Origin of the sequence: Serratia quinivorans (genome assembly GCF_946227985.1) — a bacterium.
Classification (GTDB): Bacteria; Pseudomonadota; Gammaproteobacteria; order Enterobacterales; family Enterobacteriaceae; genus Serratia; species Serratia quinivorans_A.
Genome location: NZ_CAMKGL010000008.1, coordinates 35,635 through 60,826, shown reverse-complemented (window position 1 = coordinate 60,826; position 25,192 = coordinate 35,635). Strand labels below are relative to the sequence as shown.

At 56.6% G+C, this 25,192-nt stretch carries 23 protein-coding genes; 14 read left to right on the top strand and 9 right to left on the bottom strand.

The window, feature by feature from the left end; genetic code table 11:
* Positions 1 to 47: 47 nt before the first annotated feature.
* Entirely contained in the window at positions 48 to 2,606 is a 2,559-nt protein-coding gene (mrcA, locus tag OCH02_RS18495) for a peptidoglycan glycosyltransferase/peptidoglycan DD-transpeptidase MrcA (RefSeq protein ID WP_261432444.1), read from the bottom strand.
* A 122-nt stretch (positions 2,607 to 2,728) separates the two neighbouring features.
* On the opposite strand from mrcA, the gene pilM reads away from it, so the two are divergent.
* The 12 genes from pilM to trpS all read left to right on the top strand — a co-directional run bounded on the left by pilM (position 2,729) and on the right by trpS (position 13,216).
* Entirely contained in the window at positions 2,729 to 3,571 is an 843-nt protein-coding gene (gene pilM / locus OCH02_RS18490; RefSeq protein WP_261432443.1) for a type IV pilus biogenesis protein PilM, read from the top strand.
* Positions 3,571 to 4,107 carry a PilN domain-containing protein gene (locus tag OCH02_RS18485; RefSeq protein WP_261432442.1) on the top strand — a complete coding sequence of 179 codons (537 nt, stop codon included), beginning with the start codon at positions 3,571 to 3,573 and terminating at the stop codon, positions 4,105 to 4,107. Before pilM ends, OCH02_RS18485 begins: the two co-directional genes overlap by 1 nt.
* On the top strand, positions 4,100 to 4,612 hold the full coding sequence (locus tag OCH02_RS18480) for a hypothetical protein (RefSeq protein WP_261432441.1): 513 nt from the start codon (positions 4,100 to 4,102) through the stop codon (positions 4,610 to 4,612). Before OCH02_RS18485 ends, OCH02_RS18480 begins: the two co-directional genes overlap by 8 nt.
* Positions 4,609 to 4,971 carry a hypothetical protein gene (locus OCH02_RS18475; protein ID WP_261432440.1) on the top strand — a complete coding sequence of 121 codons (363 nt, stop codon included), beginning with the start codon at positions 4,609 to 4,611 and terminating at the stop codon, positions 4,969 to 4,971. Before OCH02_RS18480 ends, OCH02_RS18475 begins: the two co-directional genes overlap by 4 nt.
* A complete protein-coding gene (hofQ, locus tag OCH02_RS18470; protein ID WP_261432439.1) occupies positions 4,968 to 6,209 on the top strand; it encodes a DNA uptake porin HofQ in 1,242 nt (413 codons plus the stop codon). The genes OCH02_RS18475 and hofQ overlap by 4 nt, the downstream gene beginning before the upstream one ends.
* Positions 6,210 to 6,559: 350 nt before the next feature.
* A complete protein-coding gene (gene aroK, locus OCH02_RS18465; RefSeq protein ID WP_004391482.1) occupies positions 6,560 to 7,081 on the top strand; it encodes a shikimate kinase AroK in 522 nt (173 codons plus the stop codon).
* A gap of 91 nt (positions 7,082 to 7,172) precedes the next feature.
* The gene (aroB, locus tag OCH02_RS18460) at positions 7,173 to 8,273 is read left to right on the top strand and encodes a 3-dehydroquinate synthase (RefSeq protein ID WP_261432438.1); all 1,101 of its coding nucleotides are present in this window, start codon (positions 7,173 to 7,175) and stop codon (positions 8,271 to 8,273) included.
* 155 nt (positions 8,274 to 8,428) lie between these two features.
* The gene (locus tag OCH02_RS18455; RefSeq protein ID WP_261432437.1) at positions 8,429 to 9,451 is read left to right on the top strand and encodes an SPOR domain-containing protein; all 1,023 of its coding nucleotides are present in this window, start codon (positions 8,429 to 8,431) and stop codon (positions 9,449 to 9,451) included.
* Between the two features lie 255 nt (positions 9,452 to 9,706).
* A complete protein-coding gene (gene dam, locus OCH02_RS18450) occupies positions 9,707 to 10,519 on the top strand; it encodes an adenine-specific DNA-methyltransferase (RefSeq protein WP_261432436.1) in 813 nt (270 codons plus the stop codon).
* 321 nt (positions 10,520 to 10,840) lie between these two features.
* A complete protein-coding gene (rpe, locus tag OCH02_RS18445; protein WP_135318349.1) occupies positions 10,841 to 11,518 on the top strand; it encodes a ribulose-phosphate 3-epimerase in 678 nt (225 codons plus the stop codon).
* Positions 11,511 to 12,209 (top strand): phosphoglycolate phosphatase, encoded by a 699-nt coding sequence (locus tag OCH02_RS18440; protein WP_261432435.1) that lies wholly within the window; start codon positions 11,511 to 11,513, stop codon positions 12,207 to 12,209. The genes rpe and OCH02_RS18440 overlap by 8 nt, the downstream gene beginning before the upstream one ends.
* 2 nt (positions 12,210 to 12,211) lie before the next feature.
* Positions 12,212 to 13,216, top strand: coding sequence for a tryptophan--tRNA ligase (gene trpS / locus OCH02_RS18435; protein WP_261432434.1), 1,005 nt, complete (start codon positions 12,212 to 12,214; stop codon positions 13,214 to 13,216).
* A 51-nt stretch (positions 13,217 to 13,267) separates the two neighbouring features.
* Here trpS and cysG read toward each other — a convergent pair whose 3' ends face one another.
* Genes cysG through nirB form a run of 4 tightly spaced genes read right to left on the bottom strand, consistent with a single transcriptional unit; the run spans position 13,268 to position 18,423 of the window.
* Positions 13,268 to 14,671, bottom strand: a complete 1,404-nt coding sequence (gene cysG / locus OCH02_RS18430) for a siroheme synthase CysG (RefSeq protein ID WP_261432433.1) — start codon at positions 14,669 to 14,671, stop codon at positions 13,268 to 13,270.
* A 49-nt stretch (positions 14,672 to 14,720) separates the two neighbouring features.
* Positions 14,721 to 15,521 carry a nitrite transporter NirC gene (gene nirC / locus OCH02_RS18425; protein WP_261432432.1) on the bottom strand — a complete coding sequence of 267 codons (801 nt, stop codon included), beginning with the start codon at positions 15,519 to 15,521 and terminating at the stop codon, positions 14,721 to 14,723.
* 29 nt (positions 15,522 to 15,550) lie between these two features.
* The gene (nirD, locus tag OCH02_RS18420; protein ID WP_261432430.1) at positions 15,551 to 15,877 is read right to left on the bottom strand and encodes a nitrite reductase small subunit NirD; all 327 of its coding nucleotides are present in this window, start codon (positions 15,875 to 15,877) and stop codon (positions 15,551 to 15,553) included.
* Positions 15,874 to 18,423 carry a nitrite reductase large subunit NirB gene (gene nirB / locus OCH02_RS18415; protein ID WP_261432428.1) on the bottom strand — a complete coding sequence of 850 codons (2,550 nt, stop codon included), beginning with the start codon at positions 18,421 to 18,423 and terminating at the stop codon, positions 15,874 to 15,876. The genes nirD and nirB overlap by 4 nt, the downstream gene beginning before the upstream one ends.
* 304 nt (positions 18,424 to 18,727) lie before the next feature.
* Here nirB and OCH02_RS18410 point away from each other — a divergent pair, with 304 nt between their 5' ends.
* Positions 18,728 to 19,996, top strand: a complete 1,269-nt coding sequence (locus OCH02_RS18410) for a cytosine deaminase (RefSeq protein WP_315899231.1) — start codon at positions 18,728 to 18,730, stop codon at positions 19,994 to 19,996.
* A 67-nt stretch (positions 19,997 to 20,063) separates the two neighbouring features.
* On the opposite strand, the gene tsgA is transcribed toward OCH02_RS18410, so the two are convergent.
* From tsgA to OCH02_RS18390, 4 genes are all read right to left on the bottom strand, one after another.
* Positions 20,064 to 21,248: an MFS transporter TsgA gene (gene tsgA / locus OCH02_RS18405; protein WP_261432426.1), complete on the bottom strand. Its 1,185-nt coding sequence runs from the start codon at positions 21,246 to 21,248 to the stop codon at positions 20,064 to 20,066.
* Positions 21,249 to 21,438: 190 nt separating this feature from the next.
* Positions 21,439 to 22,419 (bottom strand): LacI family DNA-binding transcriptional regulator, encoded by a 981-nt coding sequence (locus OCH02_RS18400; RefSeq protein WP_261432546.1) that lies wholly within the window; start codon positions 22,417 to 22,419, stop codon positions 21,439 to 21,441.
* A 95-nt stretch (positions 22,420 to 22,514) separates the two neighbouring features.
* Entirely contained in the window at positions 22,515 to 23,822 is a 1,308-nt protein-coding gene (locus OCH02_RS18395; protein ID WP_012147268.1) for a 6-phospho-beta-glucosidase, read from the bottom strand.
* On the bottom strand, positions 23,819 to 24,163 hold the full coding sequence (locus OCH02_RS18390) for a PTS lactose/cellobiose transporter subunit IIA (RefSeq protein ID WP_261432545.1): 345 nt from the start codon (positions 24,161 to 24,163) through the stop codon (positions 23,819 to 23,821). The genes OCH02_RS18395 and OCH02_RS18390 overlap by 4 nt, the downstream gene beginning before the upstream one ends.
* 355 nt (positions 24,164 to 24,518) lie before the next feature.
* On the opposite strand from OCH02_RS18390, the gene ppiA reads away from it, so the two are divergent.
* Positions 24,519 to 25,088 (top strand): peptidylprolyl isomerase A, encoded by a 570-nt coding sequence (ppiA, locus tag OCH02_RS18385; protein WP_012147266.1) that lies wholly within the window; start codon positions 24,519 to 24,521, stop codon positions 25,086 to 25,088.
* Positions 25,089 to 25,192 lie beyond the last annotated feature (104 nt).

Here is a 25,192-nt window from a genome sequence, read left to right as displayed (position 1 = left end):
GACGGTTAAATGAAAAAGGGCCCAGATTCATCTGGGCCCTTTTTTTGTTAGAACAACTCGTGGCTTTCGCCGCCGGGATCCGTCAGCGTAGTGCCGGTATCTCGTGAAGGATAGTCCGTCGGCTGAGTCCCTTCGATAAAGTACTCGGAACGGCTACCGCCGCCACCGCCGGAAAGCTTACCGCTGCTCTTGTCGATGGTAACGCTGATAATGCCCGGTGGTGGGGTCACCTTCTGCTCTGGAATGCCTTCCAGTGCGGCCTTCATAAAGTCATCCCATGCCGGTTGCGCACTCTTGGCACCGCCTTCACCGCCGGAAGCCTGATCCGGGATCGCGCCGGATACCGTTGTACGGCCAAGGTCACGGCGGTGGTCATCGAAACCAATCCATACCGACGTCACGGTATCCGGGCCATAGCCGGAGAACCAGGCGTCTTTTGAACTGTTGGTGGTACCGGTTTTGCCACCGATATCACGACGTTTCAGATCACGGCCTGCACGCCAGGCGGTACCCATCCAACCCGGTTCGCCATAGATATTGCTGTTCAGCGCATCGTGCATCAGGAATGCCAGCGGGGTGCTGATAACGTGTGGCGCATACTGTTGATCGCCATCTTGCTGAACCTGAGCAGGTGTCACCTGCTCCAACTGCGGCATTGGCACGTTGCCATTTTTGCCTTCCTGCGACGTCGCGACATTTTCAATGTTGTCTTCGGAAAGCACGGCCGAACGGTGAGTGTCACCATAAATCACCGGCAGATTACAGCTGTTGCAGACAATTTTCGGCTTGGTTTCGAACACGGTGTTGCCGTTATCGTCTTCAATCTTGGTGATGAAGTACGGATCCACCAGATAACCGCCGTTGGCCAGCACCGCGTAACCGCGTACCAGTTGCATTGGGGTAAACGAAGCCGAGCCCAATGCCAGTGATTCGGTATGCACGATGTTTTGCCCCGGGAAGCCGAAACGCTGCAGATATTCCGCTGCGTAGTCAACGCCCATGGCACGCATGGCACGCACCATCACCACGTTCTTCGACTGTCCCAGCCCCTGACGCAGGCGAATCGGGCCATCGTAGGTTGGCGGTGAGTTCTTCGGCCGCCAGTCGGTACCTGCACCTGGATCCCAACGGGTGATCGGCAGGTCATTCAGGATAGTGGCCAGGGTCAGACCCTTGTCCATCGCGGCGGTATACAGGAAGGGCTTGATATTGGAACCGACCTGACGCAGCGCCTGAGTCACGCGGTTGAACTTGCTTTGGTTGAAGTCAAACCCGCCGACCAGAGCTTTCACCGCGCCGTCATTCGGGTTGATCGATACCAGGGCTGAGTTGACGTCCGGCACCTGTGACAGCCACCAGTTTTCGCCCACCTTGCGAACCCACACTTGTTGACCGGCCTGCACGACATCGGTGACGCGTTTCGGCGTTGGGCCTTGCTGAGTGTCGGATCTGTAAGGCCGCGCCCAGCGCATGGTGGACATCGGCAGTGCGACATGGCTGCCGTCTGCCATCATGGCCGTTGCCTCTTCGGCGCTGGTTGCGACAATCACCGCCGGTGACAATGGGCCGTAGTTCGGCAGATTCTTCAATGAATCGACAATCTGTTTTTGGTCCCAGGCCGCTTCACCCACTTTCCACAGCACGTTAGACGGGCCGCGGTAGCCGTGGCGCATATCGTACGCCAGCACGTTGTTACGCACCGACTCCTGCGCCGCCAACTGCAGTTTCTTGGTGACGGTGGTGTAGACCTTGTAGCCGTCGGTATAAGCATTGTCACCGTAACGCTTGATCATCTCCTGACGCACCATTTCGGAGAGATAGGGTGCGGAGAAGCTGATTTCTGGCGCATGGTAATTGGCCACCAGCTCTTCACTGCGCGCCTGATCGAACTGCGCCTGAGTGATGTAATGCTCATCCAGCATCCGCGACAGCACCACGTTGCGGCGAGCTACGGCGCGATCGTGGGAGTAGAGCGGATTGAACGTAGAGGGGGCTTTCGGCAAGCCGGCGATGGTCGCCATTTCGCTTAAGCTGAGCTGACTGACGTCTTTACCGAAGTAAACCTGCGCCGCAGCACCCACGCCATAGGCGCGATACCCCAGATAGATTTTGTTCAGATACAGCTCGAGGATTTCGTCTTTGGTCAGCATCTGTTCGATGCGTATTGCCAAGAAAGCTTCCTTGATCTTGCGCATCAGGGTGCGTTCCGGGCTTAAGAAGAAGTTTCTCGCCAGCTGCTGGGTAATGGTACTTGCCCCCTGTGACGCATGGCCAGACACCAGCGCAATTGAGGCAGCACGGAAGATACCGATTGGGTCGACGCCATGATGCTCATAGAAGCGGCTGTCTTCGGTGGCGATAAACGCATGCACCATAACCGGCGGAATTTGGTTCAGTTTTAGCGGAATACGGCGTTTTTCACCGTATTGGGCGATCAGCTCGCCGTCGGCGCTGTAAACCTGCATCGGTATTTGCAGCCGCACATCTTTCAGCGTTGCGACGTCAGGCAGCTGTGGCTCGACATATTTGTACAAGCCAAAGATCGAGGCTGCCCCCAACACGATGCAACACACTGCAAGGATTAGTAAATACTTTACGAACTTCACCTGAGATTTCCCATTTTCATGTCATTTGGGCAGTTTATAAACAACCGCGCGGTAGTATAAAGGCAAGCCTGCAACATGGATATGTTCTTTTGTTATCTGACGATATGGAGGTTGGGCAAAATATGATCACTCAAGCATGGCAGGTGGGGCTGGATATACAAAGTCACTGCGTTCGTGCCCTGGCGGCACAGCGCCGTCGCAATGGCTGGCAACTGCGTCACTGGTGGCAACAAAGGTTGCCGCAACCGGTGCTGCGTGAGGGCTGCCTAGAGCAGAGCGATGCGCTGATCCAGGCGTTGCGCCAATGGCGGGTTCAGTTACCAAGACATATTTCCTTACGCATTGCTCTGCCCGCGCAGCGGGTTTTACAGCATCGATTGCCACTGCCGGACGCCAGGCTGAAAGAGCCGGCGCGAAGTGACTACATCACCAGTCAGGGGCTGAAAAAGTTTCCTCTGGATAGCCAAACATTGGCGCTGGACTACCGCCAGTCACTGCCCGAACACGCAACTCTGCTGCTGACCGCCGCCCGTCAGCAAGAGCTGCAACAGTGGCTGAACTGCCTGCGTCAGGCAAATTTACAGCCGCAGGTGGTTGATATTGCCCCATGCGCACTGCGTGTGATGGCGGCAGCGGCAGGCGTGTCGGGCGAAGCCGGTTTGCTGCACCGCCTCGATGAAGAATGGTTATGGGTGACCGCACACCGAGCGGAGTTTGCCTATGGCATCGTACCGCTTCGGGAAGCGGACGGGGCAAATCAGGCGCTGGCCGCAATGCATGCCGCCTGTCCATCACTCAGCGAACATCAGATTTACTATAGCAGCGTGATTGATGAGCCGCCTCCGTCAGGAAGCTTGCCGTGGTCGCCTCTCAGCGCTTTCAGCCAGCTGCGTCCCCCGTTACCCACATTGCCGGCGGCGTTTGTCCTGGCCGGCGGTCTGGCGCTGCGCGCTGAGGACAACTGATGTATCAGGTTAATCTTTTGCCCTGGCGCATACGGGGACAGCGTCGCCGCTATGCCTTTTGGTTACGCATATTCATTTTGCAGCTGGTGCTGGTGTTGGCGCTACTGATGGTGGTTTTTGGCCTGTTGAGTCAACACCAGGCACAGCGGAATGAGGCGCTATTGACGCTGATCGGTCAGCAGGCAGAACTGACCGAGCGTTATCAACAATTGCAACAGTCGGTGGCGCGTCTGGCGCGTTTAACTGCGTTGGCGCAACAGTATGACAACAACCTTGCGCATAACCGACGTTATCTACAGCTGTTGCAGCACCTATCCACTTCACTGCCTGACCCGCTGTGGCTGATCGCGCTGGAAAGCCACTCGCAGAATATCACTTTACGGGGGCTTAGCCGGCGTTATGAGGCGGTGCTTCAGTTTGAACAGCAACTGACGGCGTTACCCCTGTTACAGAACTACCGTCTGGCAGAGGTGGTACAGCGTCAGGATGGTTTGTTCTCATTTACGTTGATGGCGCAATGGGGGCAGGGTGGATAAGTCATTGCCGCTGTGGTTAGCGAGAGGGTTGGGTTTGCCGGTGTGGAAACTGTTGGCCATCCAGTGGTTGGTGTTGGGCAGCCTGATCCTGCTGTTCGGCCTGCTGCTGCAAGGAAAATGGCAGCAACTGACACAGACCGAGGCGCAGCAGCAGCGTCTGATGCAACAGATGACCCCCTTGTGGGAGCAATTGGCTCGTATGCCGACGCTGGATCAGGTGAATCAAAGCCTGCAGCAGGTCACCCGCCCGCCTGCCGTCGATAGCGATTTGGCGAGCACGTTGCAACGAGCGGGGGCCGGGCTGCAGCGTTGGCAGCAGCAGGGTGATTCGCCACGGCAAACCCTGATGCTGCATCTCAATTACGGCAGTTTATTAAGGCTGTTGGAGAGTTTGCCGGCCCAGTTGCGTATTGATCAAATGACCGTTGAGGCGCAGGTGGGCGAACTGACAGCACATTTCATTCTCCAGGCGGCTGCGACAGAGGCAGAGGCGGTAAACCAATGAATAAATGCTGTGGGTTCTGGTTACTGTGGCTGCCTCTGGCGCTGATGGCCCAGCCTCAGCCACGCGATCCTTTTAAGCCATTGCCCTTGCCCGATTGCCCGAGCGCGGGGGAGTCGCCGGTGAACTGGCAATTGAAGGGCACCATTGGGCAGGCGGCGTTACACCATGCCTGGGTGGTTACGTCCACCGGGCAGTGGCTGCGCTTAAAACCCCAACAAACCCTGTTAGACGGGCGTTGGCGGGTAGAGCAGGTCGTTAAGGGGCAAGTAACGCTGAAAGCGAATCAGGGCGATCCGGTATGTCCGGCCGTTGAGAATGCAGTGGTGTTGAGTCTGGGAAACCTTAAGGAAGAAAAATGAAAGGATGCCGTTGGTTGGCGGTGCTGTTCTGGGGGGTAGCTCTCGCCGGTGCAGCACAGGAGCAAGACCCCGTTTCACTGGAGTTTCAGGAGGCTCCTGTTACCCAGGTGCTGCAGGCGTTGGCGGATTATCAACAGTTGAATATGGTCACCGCGGCAGGTGTGGGGGGCAATCTGACGTTGAGGTTGGATAATGTGCCCTGGCATCAGGCTCTGGCGGTGATTTTGCGCATGGGGAAGTTGTCAATGACGCTGGAGGGGAATGTCATGCTGGTTTCTCCTGAACCCAATGAGCAAGAAAAGCAGCGCCAACAGCAGGCGCTGGTACAAAAACAGCCGCTAAAAAGCGTGACCCTGCCGTTGAGCCATGCCGATGCGGAAGAGGTTGCTGAAAACCTGAACGCGCAGGGTGGAATATTGCTGAGCGAGCGTGGCAGCGTGGTGGCAGATAAACGCATCAATGCGGTATTGATCCGCGATACCGCGTCGATTGTGGCGTTATTAACGCAAAGGATCGCCGAAATGGATGTGCCTTTGGCACAGGTGCAATTGGCGGCGCATATCGTCACCATCAACAGTGAGAGTTTACGTGAGCTGGGTGTGCGCTGGGGGTTGGCTTCGGACGACCGTCCGGCCAAGTCATGGCAGATGGGCGGCTTTAATGTGGGATTACCGCTGGAGCGCAGTGCTGTCAGCGCGGGTTTCCATCTGGCACGAATCGGCGGGCGATTATTGGATCTGGAGTTGATGGCGTTGGAGCAGGAAAACCGGGTAGAAATCATCGCCAGTCCGCGCCTGCTGACCGCGAACCTGCAAACCGCCAGCATAAAGCAGGGGACTGAAATTCCCTATGAAGTGAACAACGGCTCCAGCGGGGCGACGTCGATGGAGTTCAAGGAAGCGGTACTGGGCATGGAGGTGACGCCGAAAGTTTTGCCCAATGGCCGCATTACCCTGACGTTGCAAATCAGCCAGAACATGCCCGGGCGTTCAATCAGCCGTGCGGCAGGCGAGACGTTGGCGATAGATAAGCAGGAAATCAAAACTCAGGTGACGGTAAAAGATGGCGAAACCGTTGTTTTGGGGGGCGTATTTCAGCGCCATAGCGCCGAGGGGGCAGACAAGGTGCCCGGGATTGGCGACGTACCCTTGCTGGGTTCCCTGTTCAAACAGAGCAGCAAACAGCATAAACGGCGCGAACTGGTGATATTCATTACTCCGACATTGATTAAGGCCTGAGCAACCGGGTGTGCGGTTCGTGGGAAATCGCCTAAAGTTGATGAGCAGATGCACTTTTTTATCACCTTCGGGGCATCTGCGTTTGACGCTGCGACCGATTTAGCTTACAAGGGTTACCGAATTGAGCACCGAGGTTTTTTTGTTAGCGCCAAGACGCCGTTAAAAACGTATGGTTTCCCTCCTGCGGCGTGGATTGCGATTTATTCGGTTGCCAAACTACCAAGAGTGTTGAGATAATTTTCCGTCTGATCTCGCACTATCGTTCATGAGGTTTCAGTTTAGGTCCCGCCGCTGATTTGATTGGCGGGGCGGGTTAACATTAACGAATTGTCTTAGTAATACCGAAAAACATGGCAGAGAAACGCAATATCTTTCTGGTTGGGCCTATGGGTGCCGGCAAAAGCACTATTGGCCGTCAGTTAGCTCAGCAACTCAATATGGAGTTTTTCGACTCCGATCAAGAAATTGAGCGACGTACCGGAGCTGACGTGGGCTGGGTATTCGACGTGGAAGGTGAAGAAGGTTTCCGCGATCGTGAAGAAAAAGTCATTAATGAACTGACGGAAAAGCAAGGCATCGTGCTGGCTACCGGCGGTGGTTCGGTTAAATCGCGTGAAACGCGTAACCGTCTGTCGGCGCGTGGCGTAGTGGTGTACCTGGAAACCACTATCGAGAAGCAATTGGCCCGTACCCAGCGCGACAAAAAGCGTCCGCTGCTGCAGGTTGATTCTCCTCCGCGTGAAGTGCTTGAAGCGCTGGCGAAAGAGCGCAATCCGTTATACGAAGAAATTGCAGATGTCACCATCCGCACCGACGATCAAAGCGCCAAAGTGGTTGCCAACCAGATAATCAACATGCTGGAAAGCAACTGATAGCGGTTTCCGTGTTCGCCACGGCAAATGCGGAAGACTGATTGTGTTCCCCGCGTTGCGGGGATAAACCACATTGAGAACTGAGCGCGACATGGAGAGAATTACCGTAACGCTTGGGGAGCGCAGCTACCCGATAACCATAGCCGCCGGATTGTTTAACGATCCGGCTTCTTTTATGCCGCTGAAGGCGGGTGAACAGGTCATGCTGGTCACCAACCAAACCCTGGCGCCACTTTATCTGGAGCATGTCCGGAAGGTGTTGGAGCAGGCAGGCGTCATGGTGGATCAGGTGATTTTACCTGATGGCGAACAGTATAAATCTCTGGCCGTACTCGAGCAGGTGTTCTCGGCACTGTTGGAAAAGCCGCACGGTCGTGATACCACGCTGATTGCCCTTGGGGGCGGCGTGATTGGCGATCTTACCGGCTTTGCCGCCGCTTGTTATCAGCGCGGTGTCCGCTTTATTCAGGTCCCTACCACGCTGCTGTCGCAGGTGGACTCTTCCGTTGGCGGTAAAACCGCCGTCAATCATCCGCTCGGCAAGAACATGATCGGCGCCTTCTATCAACCCGTTTCTGTGGTGGTTGATCTCGATTGCCTGAAAACCTTGCCGGCGCGTGAGCTCTCCTCTGGTTTGGCTGAAGTGATCAAGTACGGGATTATTCTCGACCACGATTTCTTCGTCTGGCTGGAAAACAATATCGATGCCCTGGTGGCGCTGGATATGCAGGCTCTGGCCTACTGTATCCGCCGCTGCTGTGAGCTGAAGGCCGAAGTGGTTGCCGCTGATGAACGCGAAAGCGGGCTGCGCGCGCTGCTGAATCTGGGCCATACTTACGGCCATGCGATCGAAGCCGAAATGGGCTATGGTGTATGGTTGCACGGTGAAGCCATTGCCGCCGGTATGGTGATGGCGGCAGAAACCGCGCACCGACTCGGCCAGTTCTCCCGCGAAGATATTGAACGTATTAAAGCACTGTTGCTGCGCGCTGGTTTACCGGTGTGTGGCCCGCAGGAAATGGCTCCGGGAACTTATCTGCCGCATATGATGCGCGATAAGAAAGTCCTGGCCGGTGAACTGCGCTTGGTACTGCCGACGGCCATTGGCCAGGCGGAAGTCCGTGGCGGAGTGGGGCATGATAGGGTGCTCGCTTCGATCGCAGCTTGCCTTCCTGACGGAATGTCTAAGTAAATCGGGCGAAGTAACAGTGGCTTAGCCGCCGTTTACATCTATATTAATTAATGTGCGAAGCATGACTGACGTCGCTTTGCCATCATCGGGTTAATCTGCCCGTGCCACGGTAGGTATACAGTGGTGGGCTTTTGCCTCTAGTTGGAGGGTTTCAGATGGATGAGTTTAAACCGGAAGACGATCTCAGACCTGATAGCAGCGATCGTCGTCCTGCACGTTCGCGTAAACCGGCTCCGGGACCGCGTTTTGCCGTTTCACGTCAGCACTTAATGATTGGTATCGGTATTTTGGTGTTGTTGCTGCTGATTATCGGTATTGGTTCGGCGTTGAAGGCGCCAACCAAGCATGAGGCGGCACAGGAAAGCGCCCAGAATGGCGCAGCCAAAGACATTAATCTGTCAGGTTCTTCGTCACTGACTGCCGGTCATACCGGTGTTCCGGGCGGAACCACGGATACCAATGACAACAACGGCGTGAGCAGCAGCTCGCAGCCGCAAACCGTCAGCGTTCCTCCGATCTCCAGCACCCCGACGGAAGCGCAACCGCAGCCACCGCAGGGCGGCGCGCAGCAGCGTGTCGATCTGCCGGGCAATATGTCGGATGCATTGTCAGCGCAGCAAGGTCAGGTTGATGCCGCTACCCAGGGCATGACAGGGCCAGCTTCGACGCTGCCAACGGCCCCGGCCACCCTGATGAACGGCGCTGCGGCGAAAGAAAGCGTCCGCCCGGTTCAGGGCACGGCGCCACAGCAACATAAAACACCGGCGAAAACCGTCAGCAAGCCGACGGCCACGGCCACCCAGCATAAATCGCCAACCACGGTGTATACGCCGGCACCCGCCTCTTCTGCCAAAGCGGGAACAGCAAGTGCCAAGGCGGGGGCCGTTAGCGGCAGCGGCGGTTCGCTGCAGTCTGCACCGGCAAGCCATTACACTCTGCAACTGAGCAGCGCTTCGCGTTCCGATACGCTGAACGCCTACGCCAAGCAGCAGAAATTACAGCATTATCTGGTGTACTCGACTAAACGTGACGGCAAACCCTGGTACGTGCTGGTGAGTGGCAACTATGCCTCTTCAGCGGAAGCCAAGCGTGCCATCGCGACGCTGCCGGCGGATGTTCAGGCGAAAAAACCCTGGGTCCGGCCTGTAAGTCAGGTTCAACAGGATCTGAAAAAGTAACCCGATAGATTTCAAGCTGCATTCAGGCATTGAAGGGGCGCACAAACTGCGCCCCTGTTACTCAGGGCGGACAGAGTCGCCCATGACCGATGGCTGGAGTTGCCTGCGGACAGGCCGAATAACTGTGCGTGGCCAAGGGTGCTGCGGCTTGAAGGATGAAGGGTATCAATCACTTAAATTTGTGCGCTGATGTGCTGTCTGAAACAGAGTACAATCCGCCGCTCTGAATTGTATAATAAGTAGCTAATTGACGGCATGAAGAAAAACCGCGCTTTTTTAAAATGGGCTGGTGGAAAATACCCGCTGGTGGACGAGATCCGTCGTCACCTGCCAGCAGGCGACTGCTTAATCGAGCCCTTCGTGGGTGCGGGTTCAGTCTTCCTGAACACGGAATACGACGCCTATATTCTCGCCGACATCAACAGCGATCTTATTAATCTGTATAACATCGTTAAACTGCGTACGGATGACTTCGTGCGTGATGCCCGCCTGCTTTTCACCGATGAATTCAATAAGTCAGAACAGTTTTACCTGCTGCGCGAAGAGTTCAATATGAGTGCCGACGCTTACCGTCGTGCGCTGCTGTTTCTTTACCTGAACCGCCACTGCTATAACGGCCTGTGCCGCTATAACCTGCGCGGGGAGTTCAACGTGCCGTTTGGACGTTACAAGAAACCGTACTTCCCGGAGGACGAGCTGTACTGGTTCGCTGAAAAATCCCGCAACGCCACTTTTGTCTGCGAGCATTACCGCGATACCATGGCAAAAGCCGAGCGTGGTACCGTGGTGTATTGCGATCCGCCGTATGCGCCATTATCGGCGACGGCGAATTTTACCGCCTACCACACCAACAGCTTTAGCATGGCCGACCAGCAGAGCCTGGCGCTGATGGCGCACCAGCTTGCGGTAGAAAATCAGGTGCCGGTATTGATTTCCAACCATGATACCGAGCTGACGCGTGACTGGTACCAGCACGCCTCGCTGTACGTGGTGAAAGCGCGCCGTACCATCAGCCGCAATATTCTTGGTCGCAGCAAAGTGAACGAGCTTTTAGCGCTGTATCGATAGGCTGTGACCCGCCATTGTGCGTGAGCACCGCTGGCGGTCATTTGGACGCGCAGCAAGGCGCGAGTCGTGAGGTTTGGTGGGCCAAATAAGCGGCTCGTAACACAGGTGCGCGTTCAAATGGCCCCAGCCCTTCGGGTCGCGCCCCAAAAGCCCGTACTCAGCGTTGTCGGGCTTGAACATAGGCCCGCTATGCCCGGCCCCCTCCGCCTTGATTACGGGCTTTTGGGTCTGCGACGGCGCCACGAGCAATGGCGGGTCATAGCCTGCACCGGGTTACGCCCCGGCGTATAACAATTCGAACCCTACGTTTGGAGATAGCGGATGAAAAAATTTTTGATTGCCCCGTCCATTTTGTCAGCAGACTTTGCCCGCCTGGGTGAGGACACTGCCAACGTGTTGGCCGCAGGCGGCGACGTAGTGCATTTTGACGTAATGGATAACCACTACGTTCCCAATCTGACCATCGGGCCGATGGTTTGTCAGGCGCTGCGTAATTACGGTATCACTGCGCCGATTGACGTTCACCTGATGGTGAAACCGGTCGACCGCATTGTGCCGGATTTCGCTGCTGCGGGCGCCAGTTACATCTCTTTCCATCCTGAAGCCTCCGAACACGTCGATCGCACCATTCAATTGATTAAAGAGCACGGCTGTAAAGCCGGCCTGGTATTCAATCCGGCAACGCCGCTGAGCTACCTCGATTACGTGATGGATAAAATCGACGTGATCCTGTTGATGTCGGTCAACCCTGGTTTTGGCGGTCAGTCGTTTATCCACGGCACTTTGGATAAGCTGCGTCAGGTGCGCAAAATGATCGACGAAAGCGGTCGCGATATCCGACTGGAAGTGGATGGTGGCGTGAAGGTCGACAATATCGCTGAGATCGCAGCCGCCGGTGCGGATATGTTTGTCGCGGGTTCCGCCATCTTCGGCAAGCCGGATTATCGCCGGGTGATCGACGAAATGCGCAGCGAGTTGGCGAAGGTGACGCATGGCTGATTTCGGAGCGATCCGCGCTCTGGCTTTTGACCTCGATGGCACACTGGTAGACAGCGCGCCGGGGTTGGCAGCCGCTATCGATTTGGCATTGGCGGAAATGGGCCTGCCGCAGGCCGGTGAGGCCCGGGTGGGCACCTGGATTGGCAACGGCGCCGACGTACTGGTACAGCGTGCGCTGCGCTGGGCAGAAGTGGAAACCACGCCGGAACACTGTGGGCAGCTTCGCGAGCGTTTCGATCATTTCTATGCGCAAACCGTCGACAGCGGCAGCCGCCTGTTCCCACAGGTGAAAGAAACCCTGGCTCAACTGGCTGCGCAAAATTACCCGATGGCGCTGGTGACCAACAAGCCAACGCCGTTTGTTGCGCCGTTGCTGGCCGCATTGGGCATTATTGATTACTTCTCGCTGATTATCGGCGGTGACGACGTGGTGGAGAAGAAACCCCACCCGGCGCCCCTGTATCTGGTCCTCGGCAAGCTTGGCCTGCGCGCCAACGAGTTGCTGTTTGTCGGCGACTCCCGCAATGATATTCAGGCGGCACAGGGGGCAGGTTGCCCAAGCGCCGCACTGACCTACGGTTATAACTACGGCGAGGCGATTGCCCTGAGCCATCCCGACCGCGTGTTGGAGCGCTTTGCCGATTTGTTGCCCGCTCTTGGGCTGTCATCTTTAGAGAATCAGGAAATTTAAACATGAGTAAGCCCATCGTATTTAGCGGCGCGCAACCGTCCGGTGAACTGACCATTGGCAACTACATGGGTGCACTGCGTCAGTGGGAGAAAATGCAGGATGATTACGACTGCATCTACTGCATCGTCGACCTGCATGCGATCACCGTCCGTCAGGACGCAGAAAAATTGCGTAAAGCCACGCTGGATACGCTGGCGCTGTACCTGGCCTGTGGTATCGATCCGCAAAAAAGCACCATCTTCGTGCAGTCGCATGTACCTGAACACACGCAGCTGAGCTGGGTGTTGAATTGCTACACCTATTTCGGCGAACTGAGCCGCATGACCCAGTTCAAGGACAAATCCACTCGTTATGCGGAGAACATCAACGCCGGCCTGTTCAGCTACCCGGTATTGATGGCGGCCGATATTCTGTTGTATCAGACTAACCAGGTGCCGGTCGGCGAAGACCAGAAACAACATCTGGAGTTGAGCCGTGACATCGGTCAGCGTTTCAACGCGCTGTACGGTGACGTGTTCAAAGTGCCTGAGCCGTTTATTCCCAAGTCCGGCGCTCGCGTGATGTCGCTGCAAGAGCCGACCAAGAAGATGTCCAAGTCGGACGATAACCGTAATAACGTGATCGGCCTGCTGGAAGATCCGAAAGCGGTGGCCAAAAAGATCAAACGCGCGATGACCGACTCGCAAGAGCCGCCAGTGGTGCGTTATGACGTGGTGAACAAGGCGGGGGTGTCTAACCTGTTGGATATTCTCTCCGGCGTGACCGGCAAGAGCATCCCTCAGTTGGAAGCCGAGTTTGAAGGGCAGATGTACGGCCACCTGAAAGGCGCCGTCGCTGAAGCGGTATCCGGCATGCTGGGCGAGCTGCAGGAGCGTTATCATCGTTTCCGCAATGACGAGGCCCTGCTGCAGCAAGTGATGCGTGATGGCGCTGCCAAGGCCCGTGCACGCGCTCAGGAAACGCTGGCGAAGGTTTACCAGGCTGTGGGCTTTGTTTCCCCGCAGTGAGGATCAGAGCAAAAAGAAAAGCGGCCATTGGCCGCTTTTTTTACGTCTGTTTCAGGCCATTTGCGCCAGTGGTTGCGGTGGCTCCTGGCTTGAGAACCAGTTCAGCTTGCTGCGCAGGCTGACTACGCTGCCGACGATGATTAAACTTGGGCTGGCAGCCTGTAAGGCCAGCGTCCCCAGTTGGCTCAATTCACCTTCGATTACCCGCTGGTGGCAGGAAGTGCCGTTTTCTACCAACGCCACCGGCGTAGCGGCAGGCATGCCGTGCGCGATCAGTTGGCGTTGGATCTCTGCCGCCTGCGTCAGGCCCATGTAAAACACCAGAGTTTGTTGCCCGGCGGCCAGCGTTGACCAGTCCAATCCGCCGTCACTCTTGGCGTGGCCGGTCACCAGGCGCACGCTCTGGGCGTGGTCGCGATGGGTGAGGGGAATGCCGCTGTAGGCCGAACAACCGGAGGCGGCGGTAATGCCCGGCACCACCGAGAACGGAATATTGGCGTCGGCCAGGGTTTCCAGCTCTTCACCGCCGCGGCCGAAGATAAAGGGATCACCGCCTTTCAGCCGCACCACGCGTTTACCGAGCTGCGCCTGCTGCAGCAAAATTTGATTGATCTGCTCCTGCGGCACGCAATGTTGGCCCGCACGTTTGCCGACAAAAATGCGTTCGGCATCGCGGCGCACCAGCGTCATGACTTCATCAGACACCAGCCGGTCGTAAACCACCACGTCGGCCTGCTGGATTTGCTGCAGGCCTTTCAGCGTCAGCAAACCGGCATCGCCCGGCCCGGCCCCCACCAATACCACTTCGCCGCTTTCTTGTGGTTGATGGCTAAACAGTTGCTCAATTTGCCGCTCCGCCAGCGCTACGTCATTATTGGCCAGTGACTGTGCCAGCCGATCGTGGGCAAACAGCCTTTCCCAAAAACGGCGGCGTGAGCCGATGTCGCCGAAGTGCTTTTTCACCCGTTGACGCAGTGAACCCCCTAACTGTGCCAACTTGCCAAGATGTTGGGGCAGCACGGCTTCGAGCTTTTCACGCAGCAGTCGTGCCAGCACCGGGGCTTTACCGCCGGAGGACACCGCGACCATGATCGGCGAGCGGTCGATGATCGACGGCATGATAAAGCTGGCGCGTTTCGGATCGTCGACCACGTTGCAAAATACCCGCTGCTGGTTGGCACATTGGTACACCAGCGCATTGACCTCAACCCGGTCGGTGGCGGCGATCACCAGCCACTTTTCTGCCAGTAACTCTGCACTGAATTCACCTGCCGCCAGCGTGAGGCGGCCAAGAGCTGCCCATTCGTGGAACTGTGGGGTGAAAGTACAGGCATTGACGGTCAACATCGCACCGGCGTCCAGCAGCAGGCGAGCCTTGCGCTCGGCAATCTCACCGCCACCGACCAGCAGGCAGGCTTTGTGTTGCAGTTGGCAGAAAATCGGCAGGTAATCCATCGGCACTCCTCGGGGCAATCAGCAGTGGGGCGCAAGGCGCCCCGGAATATTATGCAGTCTGGCGTGCTACGGCTTTCTCAGCCTGTGGCCGTTCGGCGCGCGGCGTGGCGTACCAATAACCCAGGCCCATCAACACGGCCCCGGACAGGATATTGCCCAGCGTCACCCACAGCAGATTATGGCCGATCCCGCTAAGGGTATAGGCCTCACTGTGATGACCGAACCAGGACAGGGCGAACAGCGTCATGTTGGCGACCGAGTGTTCGTAGCCGGAAGCGATAAAGGCCAGCAGACACCACCAGATCGCAATGAATTTGGCGGCACCCTCAACGCGGATGGCCATCCAAATTGCCAGGCAGACCAGCCAGTTACACAGCACGCCCTTGAAGAACAGCACTTCTGCCGGAGCAGTGGTTTTCGCCAGTGCCACGGTGTGTACCAGGCTGGTGTCCACCGGCAACAGGCTGCCGCCGCCGTAATAGTACATCAGCGCTACCAGCACCGATCCCAACAGGTTACCCAGCCAGGTTTGCGGCAATACGGCCCACATTTGGCCCTGCGTAATGGTGCCGGCTTTGACGCCCAGCGTCAGGAACATGGTATGACCGGTGAACAACTCCGACCCGGCAATGATCACCAGCGTCAGCGCGATGCCGAAGGTGGCGCCCATGACCAGCGGACGAAGAGACGGATCGACCAGATTGCCGAGGGTGAAGATTAAAATGATGCCGAGGCCGACGTAGGCCCCGGCCATCGCCGAGCTGATCCAAAAGCCCAGCGGGCTGTGCTTTGCCAGCCTGACGATGCGCGCCGCGTTGGCGGCACATTTGTTGATGGTATCGGTGAACATGCTGCTTCCCCTGAGGTTAAATAAAAAAATCAGGCCGCGACCTGCACCATGCCGTCTACAACCCGGCTGGTGAAATGCGCGACGCAGCGGCTGTCATCTTCCAGACAGTAACCGTCGTGCAGGCGGAAATGCTGTTTTTTCAGCGGGCTGGCGACCCACAGCTCACCCTGATGTTCGGCAATCAGCCCACGTGATAACACGCTGGCCTGGGCGAAGGGATCAATATTGCTGATGGCAAACACCTGCTCGTCGGCAAAGGGGCGGAAAACCGCCACCTGTTGGTCACCGATCAGGGCACACACGCCGGTGCCGGGCAGGATATCGGTGATGGCGCAAAGGGTTGTCCACTGGCTCATACGTTGTTCTCCTCGGCTTCAAGCAGGGTGACGGGAATGCGTTCATCCGGACGTGCCGGCCGGTGCTGTTCGCGCTCGGCGACCACCTGGACGTTAGGATCGCGCAGGCTGCTGTTGATAAAGTGGGCAAAGCGCACCTGGGCTTCAGGATGCTCAAGGGTTTCTTTCCACTCGCAGGCAACCGCGTCGCGCAGGCGGGCGATCTCGGCTTCCAGTTGATCGTTGATCCCCAGTTTGTCGTCAATGATCACCTTACGCAGGTAATCGATGCCGCCTTCCAGGCTTTCCAGCCATACCGAGGTGCGCTGCAGCTTATCGGCGGTGCGGATATAGAACATCATAAAGCGATCGAGGTAGTGCTCCAGCGTCTCGCGGTCGAGATCGGCTGCCAGCAGGTCGGCATGGCGTGGTTTCATCCCGCCGTTACCGCATACGTACAGGTTCCAGCCGTTTTCGGTTGCGATAATACCGACGTCTTTGCCCTGGGCTTCGGAGCATTCACGGGTACAGCCGGAAACGCCAAACTTCATTTTGTGCGGGGTACGAATGCCTTTGTAGCGGTGTTCCAGTTTGACGCCAAAACCGACGCTGTCACCGACACCAAAGCGGCACCAGGTGCTACCGACGCAGGTTTTGGACATGCGCAGCGCCTTGGCGTAGGCGTGGCCGGTTTCAAAACCGGCGGCAATAAGTTTGCTCCAGATAGCCGGCAGGTCGTCTTTCTGTGCACCGAACATGCCGATACGCTGGGAGCCGGTCAGCTTGGTGTAAAGGTTATATTCCTTGGCGATCTGGCCAACCACCATCAACCCTTCCGGAGTAATTTCGCCGCCGGGGGAGCGTGGGATCACCGAGTAGGTGCCGTCTTTCTGAATATTGCCGAGGAAGTTGTCGTTGGTGTCCTGCAGCGCGGTGTGCTGCGGCTTGAGAATGTACTCATTCCAGCAGGAGGCCAGCAGCGAGCCGACGGTCGGTTTACAGACTTCGCAACCGTAGCCCTTGCCGTATTTGGTCAGCAGTTCGTCGAAGGATTTGATGCCTTCGACGCGGATCAGGTGGTACAGCTCCTGGCGTGAATAAGCGAAGTGCTCGCACAGGTGGTGGTTCACCTCTATGCCCTGTTTGCTCAACTCGGCGTTCAGCACCTGGGTGATCAGCGGAATACAGCCGCCGCAGCCGGTACCGGCCTTGGTTTCTGACTTGAGCGCGGCCACGGTATGGCAGCCCATGCTGACCGCTTTGATGATATCGCCTTTGCTGACGTCGAAGCAGGAACAGATTTGTGCGCTTTCCGGCAGTGAATCGACGCCGATGGCCGGTTTGCTGCCCGCATGCGCCGGCAGGATCAGGCCGTCCGGATTTTCCGGCAGTTCAATGGCGTTCAGTGCCAGCTGCAGCAGGTTGCCGTAGTCGCTGGTGTCGCCAACCAATACTGCACCCAGCAGGGTTTTGTTGTCGGCACTGACCACGATGCGCTTGTAAATTTCTTTGCTTTCGTCCAGATAAACGTAGCTGCGTGCGCCTTCGGTGCGGCCGTGGGCATCACCGATACCGCCGACGTCGACGCCCAGCAGTTTCAGCTTGGCGCTCATGTCGGCACCCAGGAAGGTATTTTCACGGCCCAGCAGATGGTCGGCGGTGACCTGCGCCATTTTATAACCCGGCGCTACCAGACCGAAGGTGCGCTCACGCCATGAGGCACATTCACCGATGGCGTAAACGTCCGGATCGGAGGTCTGGCAGCTGTCGTTAATTACGATGCCGCCGCGGCGGGCAGTGGCCAGACCGCACTGATGGGCCAGCTTGTCCTGGGCACGGATGCCGGTGGAGAAGACGATAAAGTCCACTTCCAGCGCAGTGCCGTCGGCAAACTGCATGGTTTTGCGTGCCTGTTCACCGCCGTTGACGATTTCCTGGGTATTTTTACCGGTATGAACTTTGACGCCCATGCGTTCGATCTTGCGACGCAGTTGATCGCCGCCCATCGGATCAAGCTGTTCGGCCATCAGTACCGGCGCGAACTCGATGACGTGAGTTTCAACACCGAGGCTTTTCAGCGCACCGGCGGCTTCCAACCCCAGCAGGCCACCGCCGACCACCGCACCGCGTTTGCTACGGCGGGCGCAGGCTTCGATGGCGTTCAGATCTTCAATGGTGCGGTAGACGAAACAGTCCTGGCTTTCGGAGCCTTTAATTGGCGGGATCCAGGGGTAAGAACCGGTAGCCATGATCAGCTTGTCGTAGTAGACAGTGCGGCCGGTATTGGAGTGAATGACTTTCTCGCTGCGGTTAATGGTGATGGCGCGTTCACCGACCAAAACCTTCACGCCCTGCTTCTCGTAAAAGCCTTCACGTACCAGTGAAAGTTCTTCGGCGGTGTGGTGGGAGAAATAAGAAGAAAGGTGTACGCGATCGTAGGCGATGCGCGGCTCTTCGCAAAATACGGTGATGTCGAATTGGTCTTTGTCTGCTTTTTCCAACAGATCTTCGATAAACCGGTGGCCGACCATGCCATTGCCGATGACAGCGAGTTTGACTCTGCTCATTATTGCCTCAAAATTCTGGTTTCCTAGCGTTACCTTATTCCTCCCTGTGGGCGATTTATTGATGTAAATCAAGCGCCCCTCCATATACCTCTAATGTGGTATATGGATGATTTTTATCGTTATTTGATAAGTTGCGGTTTTTATTCACCTTTAGCTGAAACGAGCCAGTTAATGCGAATTCTACCCATTCGGGAGTAATGGGCGGGGGTAATAAATTATTGGCGTCTTTGTCAGTAGGATGAGCTGCCAGTATGATGAATGAAACAGGCTGGAACAGCAGAGGTGAAGGGTGGCCAAGAGTCCATTGAAGTTTATCGATAACTTGCGTCTGAGCGGGCATGAAGGGCTGTGGCAATTGGCCATTGAGCAGGGGCGCATCGCCCATATCGTGCCGCAGCCGGAAGGGCAGGAATGGCGCAGCGACGTGCTGGATGCGCAGGGCGGGCTGGCGCTGCCGGCGTTTGTCGAACCGCATATCCATCTGGATACCACCCAGACCGCCGGGCAACCGGCCTGGAACCAGTCGGGCACTCTGTTTGAAGGGATTGAGCGCTGGGCAGAGCGCAAGGCGCTGCTGACCCATGAGGACGTCAAAAAGCGCGCCTGGCAGACGCTGAAATGGCAGATCGCCAACGGCGTGCAGTACGTGCGTACCCACGTTGACGTTTCCGACCCGACCTTGACCGCGCTACGCGCGATGCTGGAGGTGAAACAGGAAGTCGCACCCTGGGTCACGCTGCAAATCGTCGCTTTTCCGCAGGAAGGCATTATGTCTTACCCCAACGGCGAGGCGCTGTTGGAAGAGGCGCTGCGGCTGGGGGCCGATGTGGTCGGGGCCATTCCGCACTTTGAGTTTACGCGCGAGTACGGTGTGGAATCCCTGCACAAGGCGTTCGCTCTGGCGCAAAAATACGATCGGCTGGTGGATGTTCACTGTGATGAGATAGACGACGAACAGTCGCGCTTTGTCGAAACCGTGGCGGCGTTGGCGCTTAAGCTGGATATGGGCGCCAGAGTCACCGCCTGCCATACTACGGCGATGCATTCCTACAATGGGGCTTACACTTCACGGTTGTTCCGCCTGCTGAAAATGTCCGGCATCAACTTCGTCGCCAACCCCTTGGTCAATATTCACCTGCAGGGGCGCTTCGACAGCTATCCGAAACGGCGTGGCATCACCCGGGTGAAGGAGATGCTGGAGGCGGAAATTAACGTCTGCTTCGGCCATGATGATGTGTTTGATCCCTGGTATCCGCTGGGCACGGCCAACATGCTGCAGGTGCTGCATATGGGATTGCACGTGTGCCAACTGATGGGATACGGCCAGATCGACGACGGGCTGAAACTGATCACCAGCCACAGCGCGCGCACTCTGCATCTGACCGACTACGGTCTGACGGCGGGTAACAGTGCCAACCTGGTGATACTACCGGCCGATAGCGGCTTTGATGCGGTGCGCCGACAGACGCCGGTGCGTTACTCGATACGTCAGGGCACGGTGATTGCCGAAACCCAGCCGGCAGAAACCACGCTGTATCTGGCGCAGGACGAAAAGGTGGATTTCCGGCGTTGAGCTGGAGGTTATCAGCATAAAAAAGGGCGCCGAGGCGCCCTTTTCATATCACGTCATTGACGACAGATCAGTGGGTCACGTGACCGTGGCTACGGTGCTTGGTCACGAAACCGAGCAGCAGACACATCACGAATACCGCCAGGTACAAACCATTAGCGGTAGTCAGCGCCGCGTGTGCGCCGCCTTTGGCTACGATCGGGCCGGTAACCACGAAGGTCAGCATGGTACCGATGGTGCCGCAGGTCAGGATGAAGTTAACCAGTTTCGGTGAGGAAACCTTGGTCTGCAGCGAGCCCAGCGTGATCAGCGTGGTGTAGATCGCGCTGGAAACGAAGCCCAGAGCCATAATGTAGTAGCCCAGATGTTCCGGATTGTCGGTGCTGACAAACAGGTACATCGCACCGGTCGCCAAAGCGGCCAGAATAGTGACGATGCGCTGCAAATCGAAGAAGCGCAGGATAAAGCTGAACACCCACATGCCAATCATGTACGAGGTCCAGAAATCGCTCACCAGCTTACCGGCCTGGCTGATATCCATCCCGAACGACTTGGTGGCGTATTCCGGCACCCACTGAATGAAACCAAGCTGGCCGAGGATGTAGCACAATGCGGCGATCGACAGGAACAGCACGCCGATACCCCATTTTTCTTTCACCACCGGCTGGCCGGCGTCGGCGCCTTTGTTGCCCAAAACCGGGAACTCGGAGAACAGGGCCAGCACAAAGATACCTACGTACAGCAGGCCGATGCAGGCGTACACCCAGTACCAGCCGATCTGACGTGCCAGCAGCATCGCGGCGACAATCGGGAAGATCATCCCGGCCATGCTGAAGAAGGAGTCAGTGAACAGCAGGCGCGACCCGCGTTGGCGGCCGGCATACATATGGGTGATCAGGAAGGTGCCTATCGACATGGTGATACCGCTGACCACGCCAAGGATAAACATGCACAACGAGAACATGGTCAGGCTTTTGCCGAGCATCAGTCCGGCAATAGCCAGTACCATCAGCACAAAGCCAAACATCAGTTGACGTTTCAGCGGGATAATTTCCATCAGCCAGGCATTGAGGAAGATCGAAATCAAAATACCGGCGTTAAGGAAGGTGAAAGTATTGCTCATGCTGGAAACCGGCAGATTAAAGTACTCTGCAATGTTCCCCATCACCATCCCTGTGACGATAACTAAAGCACCGGTCAGCGCGTAAGAAAAGTAGCTGATCCAGGTAAGCCGTAGACGGTTGCTGTCATTCATTATTTAGGCCTGATTAAGTCTATAAAGAGTTTAAAACTGGCATAAGGCCGCTGGCTTTTCCTGGCAAAAGCAGAAAAAAGTCCCGATCAGGCCACCAGGGAGCGGATCCTAGCACAGACAACGGGAGTTTTTGTGATGCCTATCTACTTTTTGATGCAATCAATGAGAAGCACTAAAATATTTTTGTGATCTATTTGCTCGCCGTCACGATCGAGTCGCGGCTGATGACTATCGGCGCAAAGCTAATCGGTGGCGTAGCCGGGTCAATCAGCAGGCGTGCGGCATATTGCGCCATTTCGGTAATCGGGAAATGTACGCTGGTCAGCGCCGGGCGGACAAAGGGGGCGCGCTCACCGCTGTCGTAACAGATAAGCGAGATATCTTGCGGCACCCGCAGGCGGTGTTCGTTGACGGCCAACAGTGCGCCGATAGCCATTTCTTCATTGCAGCAATAGATGGCGGTGGGCAGGGTTTTCATTTTCAGCAGTTGATCGGCGCAGCGATAACCGCTCTCCAGATCGTAAAGCCCTTCGGTACAGGCGACCGGCTTGATATGCGCCGCCTGCATGGCCTGTTCAAAACCCTGCAGCCGCAAGAGACTGGAAGGGCGGTCGCGTGGGCCGCTGATACAGGCGATGTGCCGGTGGCCGGCATCAATCAATTGTTGTGTTGCCATGCGGCTGGCGTATTGGTGATCGAAAGTGACGCAGTACGCTTCCAGACCGGGTACCAGACGATCGAGCAGCACAAAGCGGCGTTGCTCCGCCGCCAGTTGGCGCAACTGGTCATCGCTGAGGAAACGGACGTGCAGGATCACGCCGTCGCAGCGCAGATTGAACAGCCGCTGGATCGCCTGCCATTCGTTTTCCGCACTGTTACGCCCCTGGGTCACCAGCAATTGCTTGCCGTGGGATTCGGCTTCGGTTTGCACAAAATCCATCAGTGCGCCGAAGAAACCGCCGCGATAGGAGGTAGTGACCAACCCCAGGGTATTGCTGTGGCTGGAGGCCAGCGCCCGGGCGGCCGGGTTGGGCGTGTAGCCAAGTTGGGCCACCGCCTTTTCAACCTTCTCGCGGGTTTGCCCCTTAACGTTGGTATCGCCATTCACTACGCGTGACACGGTGGCGCGGGACACGCCCGCCAGGGCTGCGACATCTTCCAGTGTCACCATCATCCGACTCCTGATTACGACAAAAATGGGGCCGACGCAGCGACCCCTGTATATTAGGTATAGCAATGTATCAGCAACCGCGGTTGGCCCGACGGTTATTTGAACTGAGGCAGATAAGGCGCATTCACCGCCAGCACTTCATCCAACAGCGGCTGCGCCACATTGGCATTGCCGACCAACGGGTTGGTGACCAACGCCAGCAGACCACTGCGACGATCGCCATGCACCGCGGCTTCAATGGTCAGGCGCTCATAGGCTTTCACCTGTTGGGTCAGCGCGTGCATGGAGTCCGGCAGCGTGCCGAAGGTCAACGGATGGGCTCCCTGAGCATCGACGATACAGTTGGTTTCTATCACCGCGTCGTCCGGTAAACCGCGAATAGCGCCACGGTTTGCGGTATTAACGACTAATTGCGTTCCGAGATTATTATGGATCGCACGAATTAGCTCCAGCGCCACTTCCGAATAATATGATCCACCGCGGAAACTTAACTGCTCCGGCTTGCTGTCGAGATGTGGATCGGCGTACAGCTCAAACAGCTCTTTCTCCACCTTCATCACCTGCTCGGCGCGGGTACCGCGTTCGGCTGCCGCGGCAATTTCCTCGGCCAGCATCTCTTTGGTTTGGTAGAAATAGCGGTGATAGGGGCAAGGGATCGCGCCTACGGCACGCAGGAAGTCCGGTTGCCAAGGTTCTTCCTTGATGTTGTTCATGGTCAGCGCCGCGCCGTCGCACAGCATGTCGATCACCTTGCCGGTGACGTCATGCCCGTTTTGCAGTACCTGATGTACCCACACCATGTGGTTCAGCCCGGCGAACTGCAGCTGCACCTCTTGCGAAGGGACTTTCAGCATGTTGGCAATCATGTGATGCATGCTGATCGGCACGTTGCACAGGCCGATGATTTTCGCTTTGGTGTAGCGGGAAACCGCTTCGGTGACGATACCGGCCGGGTTGGTGAAGTTGATGATCCAGGCGTCAGGTGCCAGTTTTTCCACTCGGCGTGCAATATCCAGCATCACCGGAATAGTGCGCAATGCCTTGGCGAAGCCGCCAACGCCGGTGGTTTCCTGGCCGATTAAATCGTATTTCAGCCCCAGGCGCTCGTCGGCGGCGCGTGCCGGCAACTGACCCACGCGGAACTGGGTCAGTACGAAATTGGCGTCGCGAATGGCCTCATCCAGTTCGAAATGCACGCTGACCTTCACCTGTTCCAGACCGTGGCGCGCCAGCATGCGTTCGGTCAGGGCGGCAATAATCTCGACCTTTTCACGGCCAGGCTCAACGTCCACCAGCGCCAGTTCGGTGACCGGCAGTTCTTCGATGCGCTGGATCAAGCCATCGACCAATTCTGGCGTGTAGCTGCTGCCGCCGCCGATGACGGCGATTTTTAACGATTTCATGCACGAATCTCCATTTGGGCCTGACGTCGGTAAAGCTCAATCATGTCATCCGCCAGATCCTGGATCACCATGGCGTTCATCAGATGGTCCTGGGCATGAACGGTAATCAGGTTGATGGTCAGTTTGCCGCAGCCTTCGTCCAGGCCGATCAGTTGGGTCTGGATCGAATGGGCCTTTTTTACCGACTGTTTGGATTCGGCCATGTGCCTGGCTGAAGCTTCAAAGTCGCCGGCACGCGCTTGTTGCAGCGCCATCAGCGCACTGCTGCGGGCACCACCGGAGAACACCAGCAGCTCCATGATGGTGCTTTCAAAATCGGGGCTGATTTCAGTTTCAGTCATCAATTCACTCACATTATTTCTCCTGTATTGCGCGGCGGTGGTGCCGGCGGACATTCATTATTCTTATCGTTGCGCCAAAATGAGAGCGCTCTCATTTGTCTAGAGTATCGGGAATGGGAAATGAAACCGGGAGTTGTGTCGCAAAAAACGACCAAGGTGTAAAAAGGGCAAAAAATGCGTGATGCAGTTGGCAAAAAGGTCTAAGGCCATCATACTTTTGGCAGTAAAATCCGGGGCTGACTGAGATAAGTCCCACTATTAAGTAAATATAGGTAAATGGCTGGCACTCGCAGGTACAGCTCTTTAGAATCAATGCGCTTTTCCGTTGTTTGTCTCTTAGAGAAAGGACCCGTTAATGTTCAAACGTACTTTAGTGACCTTCGTTGCGCTGTGTTCCCTGACAGCAATGGCACCTGCCGCGCTCGCCGCCGGTGAAACTCATGTCATGCTGACTACCTCGGCAGGGAATATCGAATTGGCGCTCGACAGTCAGAAGGCTCCGGTTTCCACCAAGAACTTCGTCGATTACGTGAACAGCGGCTATTACAACAACACCATTTTCCACCGTGTGATCCCGGGCTTTATGGTTCAGGGCGGTGGCTTTACTGCTGACATGCAGCAAAAATCCACCCAGGCACCGATCAAGAACGAAGCGGATAACGGCCTGCGCAACCTGCGCGGTACCATTTCGATGGCGCGTACTGCCGACAAAGACAGTGCCACCAGCCAGTTCTTCCTCAACGTGGCGGATAACGCCTTCCTGGATCACGGCCAGCGCGATTTCGGCTATGCGGTATTCGGCAAAGTGGTTAAAGGTATGGACGTGGTAGATAAAATCTCCCAGGCACCGACCGGCAACGTCGGCCCGTACCAGAATGTTCCGAGTAAACCTATCGTCATTTTGTCCGCAAAAGTGCTGCCATAATGATTTTGCGCCGGCCCCTGGTGGGCCGGCTGCGTTGCTTTCCCTGGAAGCCTTGCCTGCATCACTGTTTTTCCCCCCTTCACATGTTTTAATCGCCAGCTTAT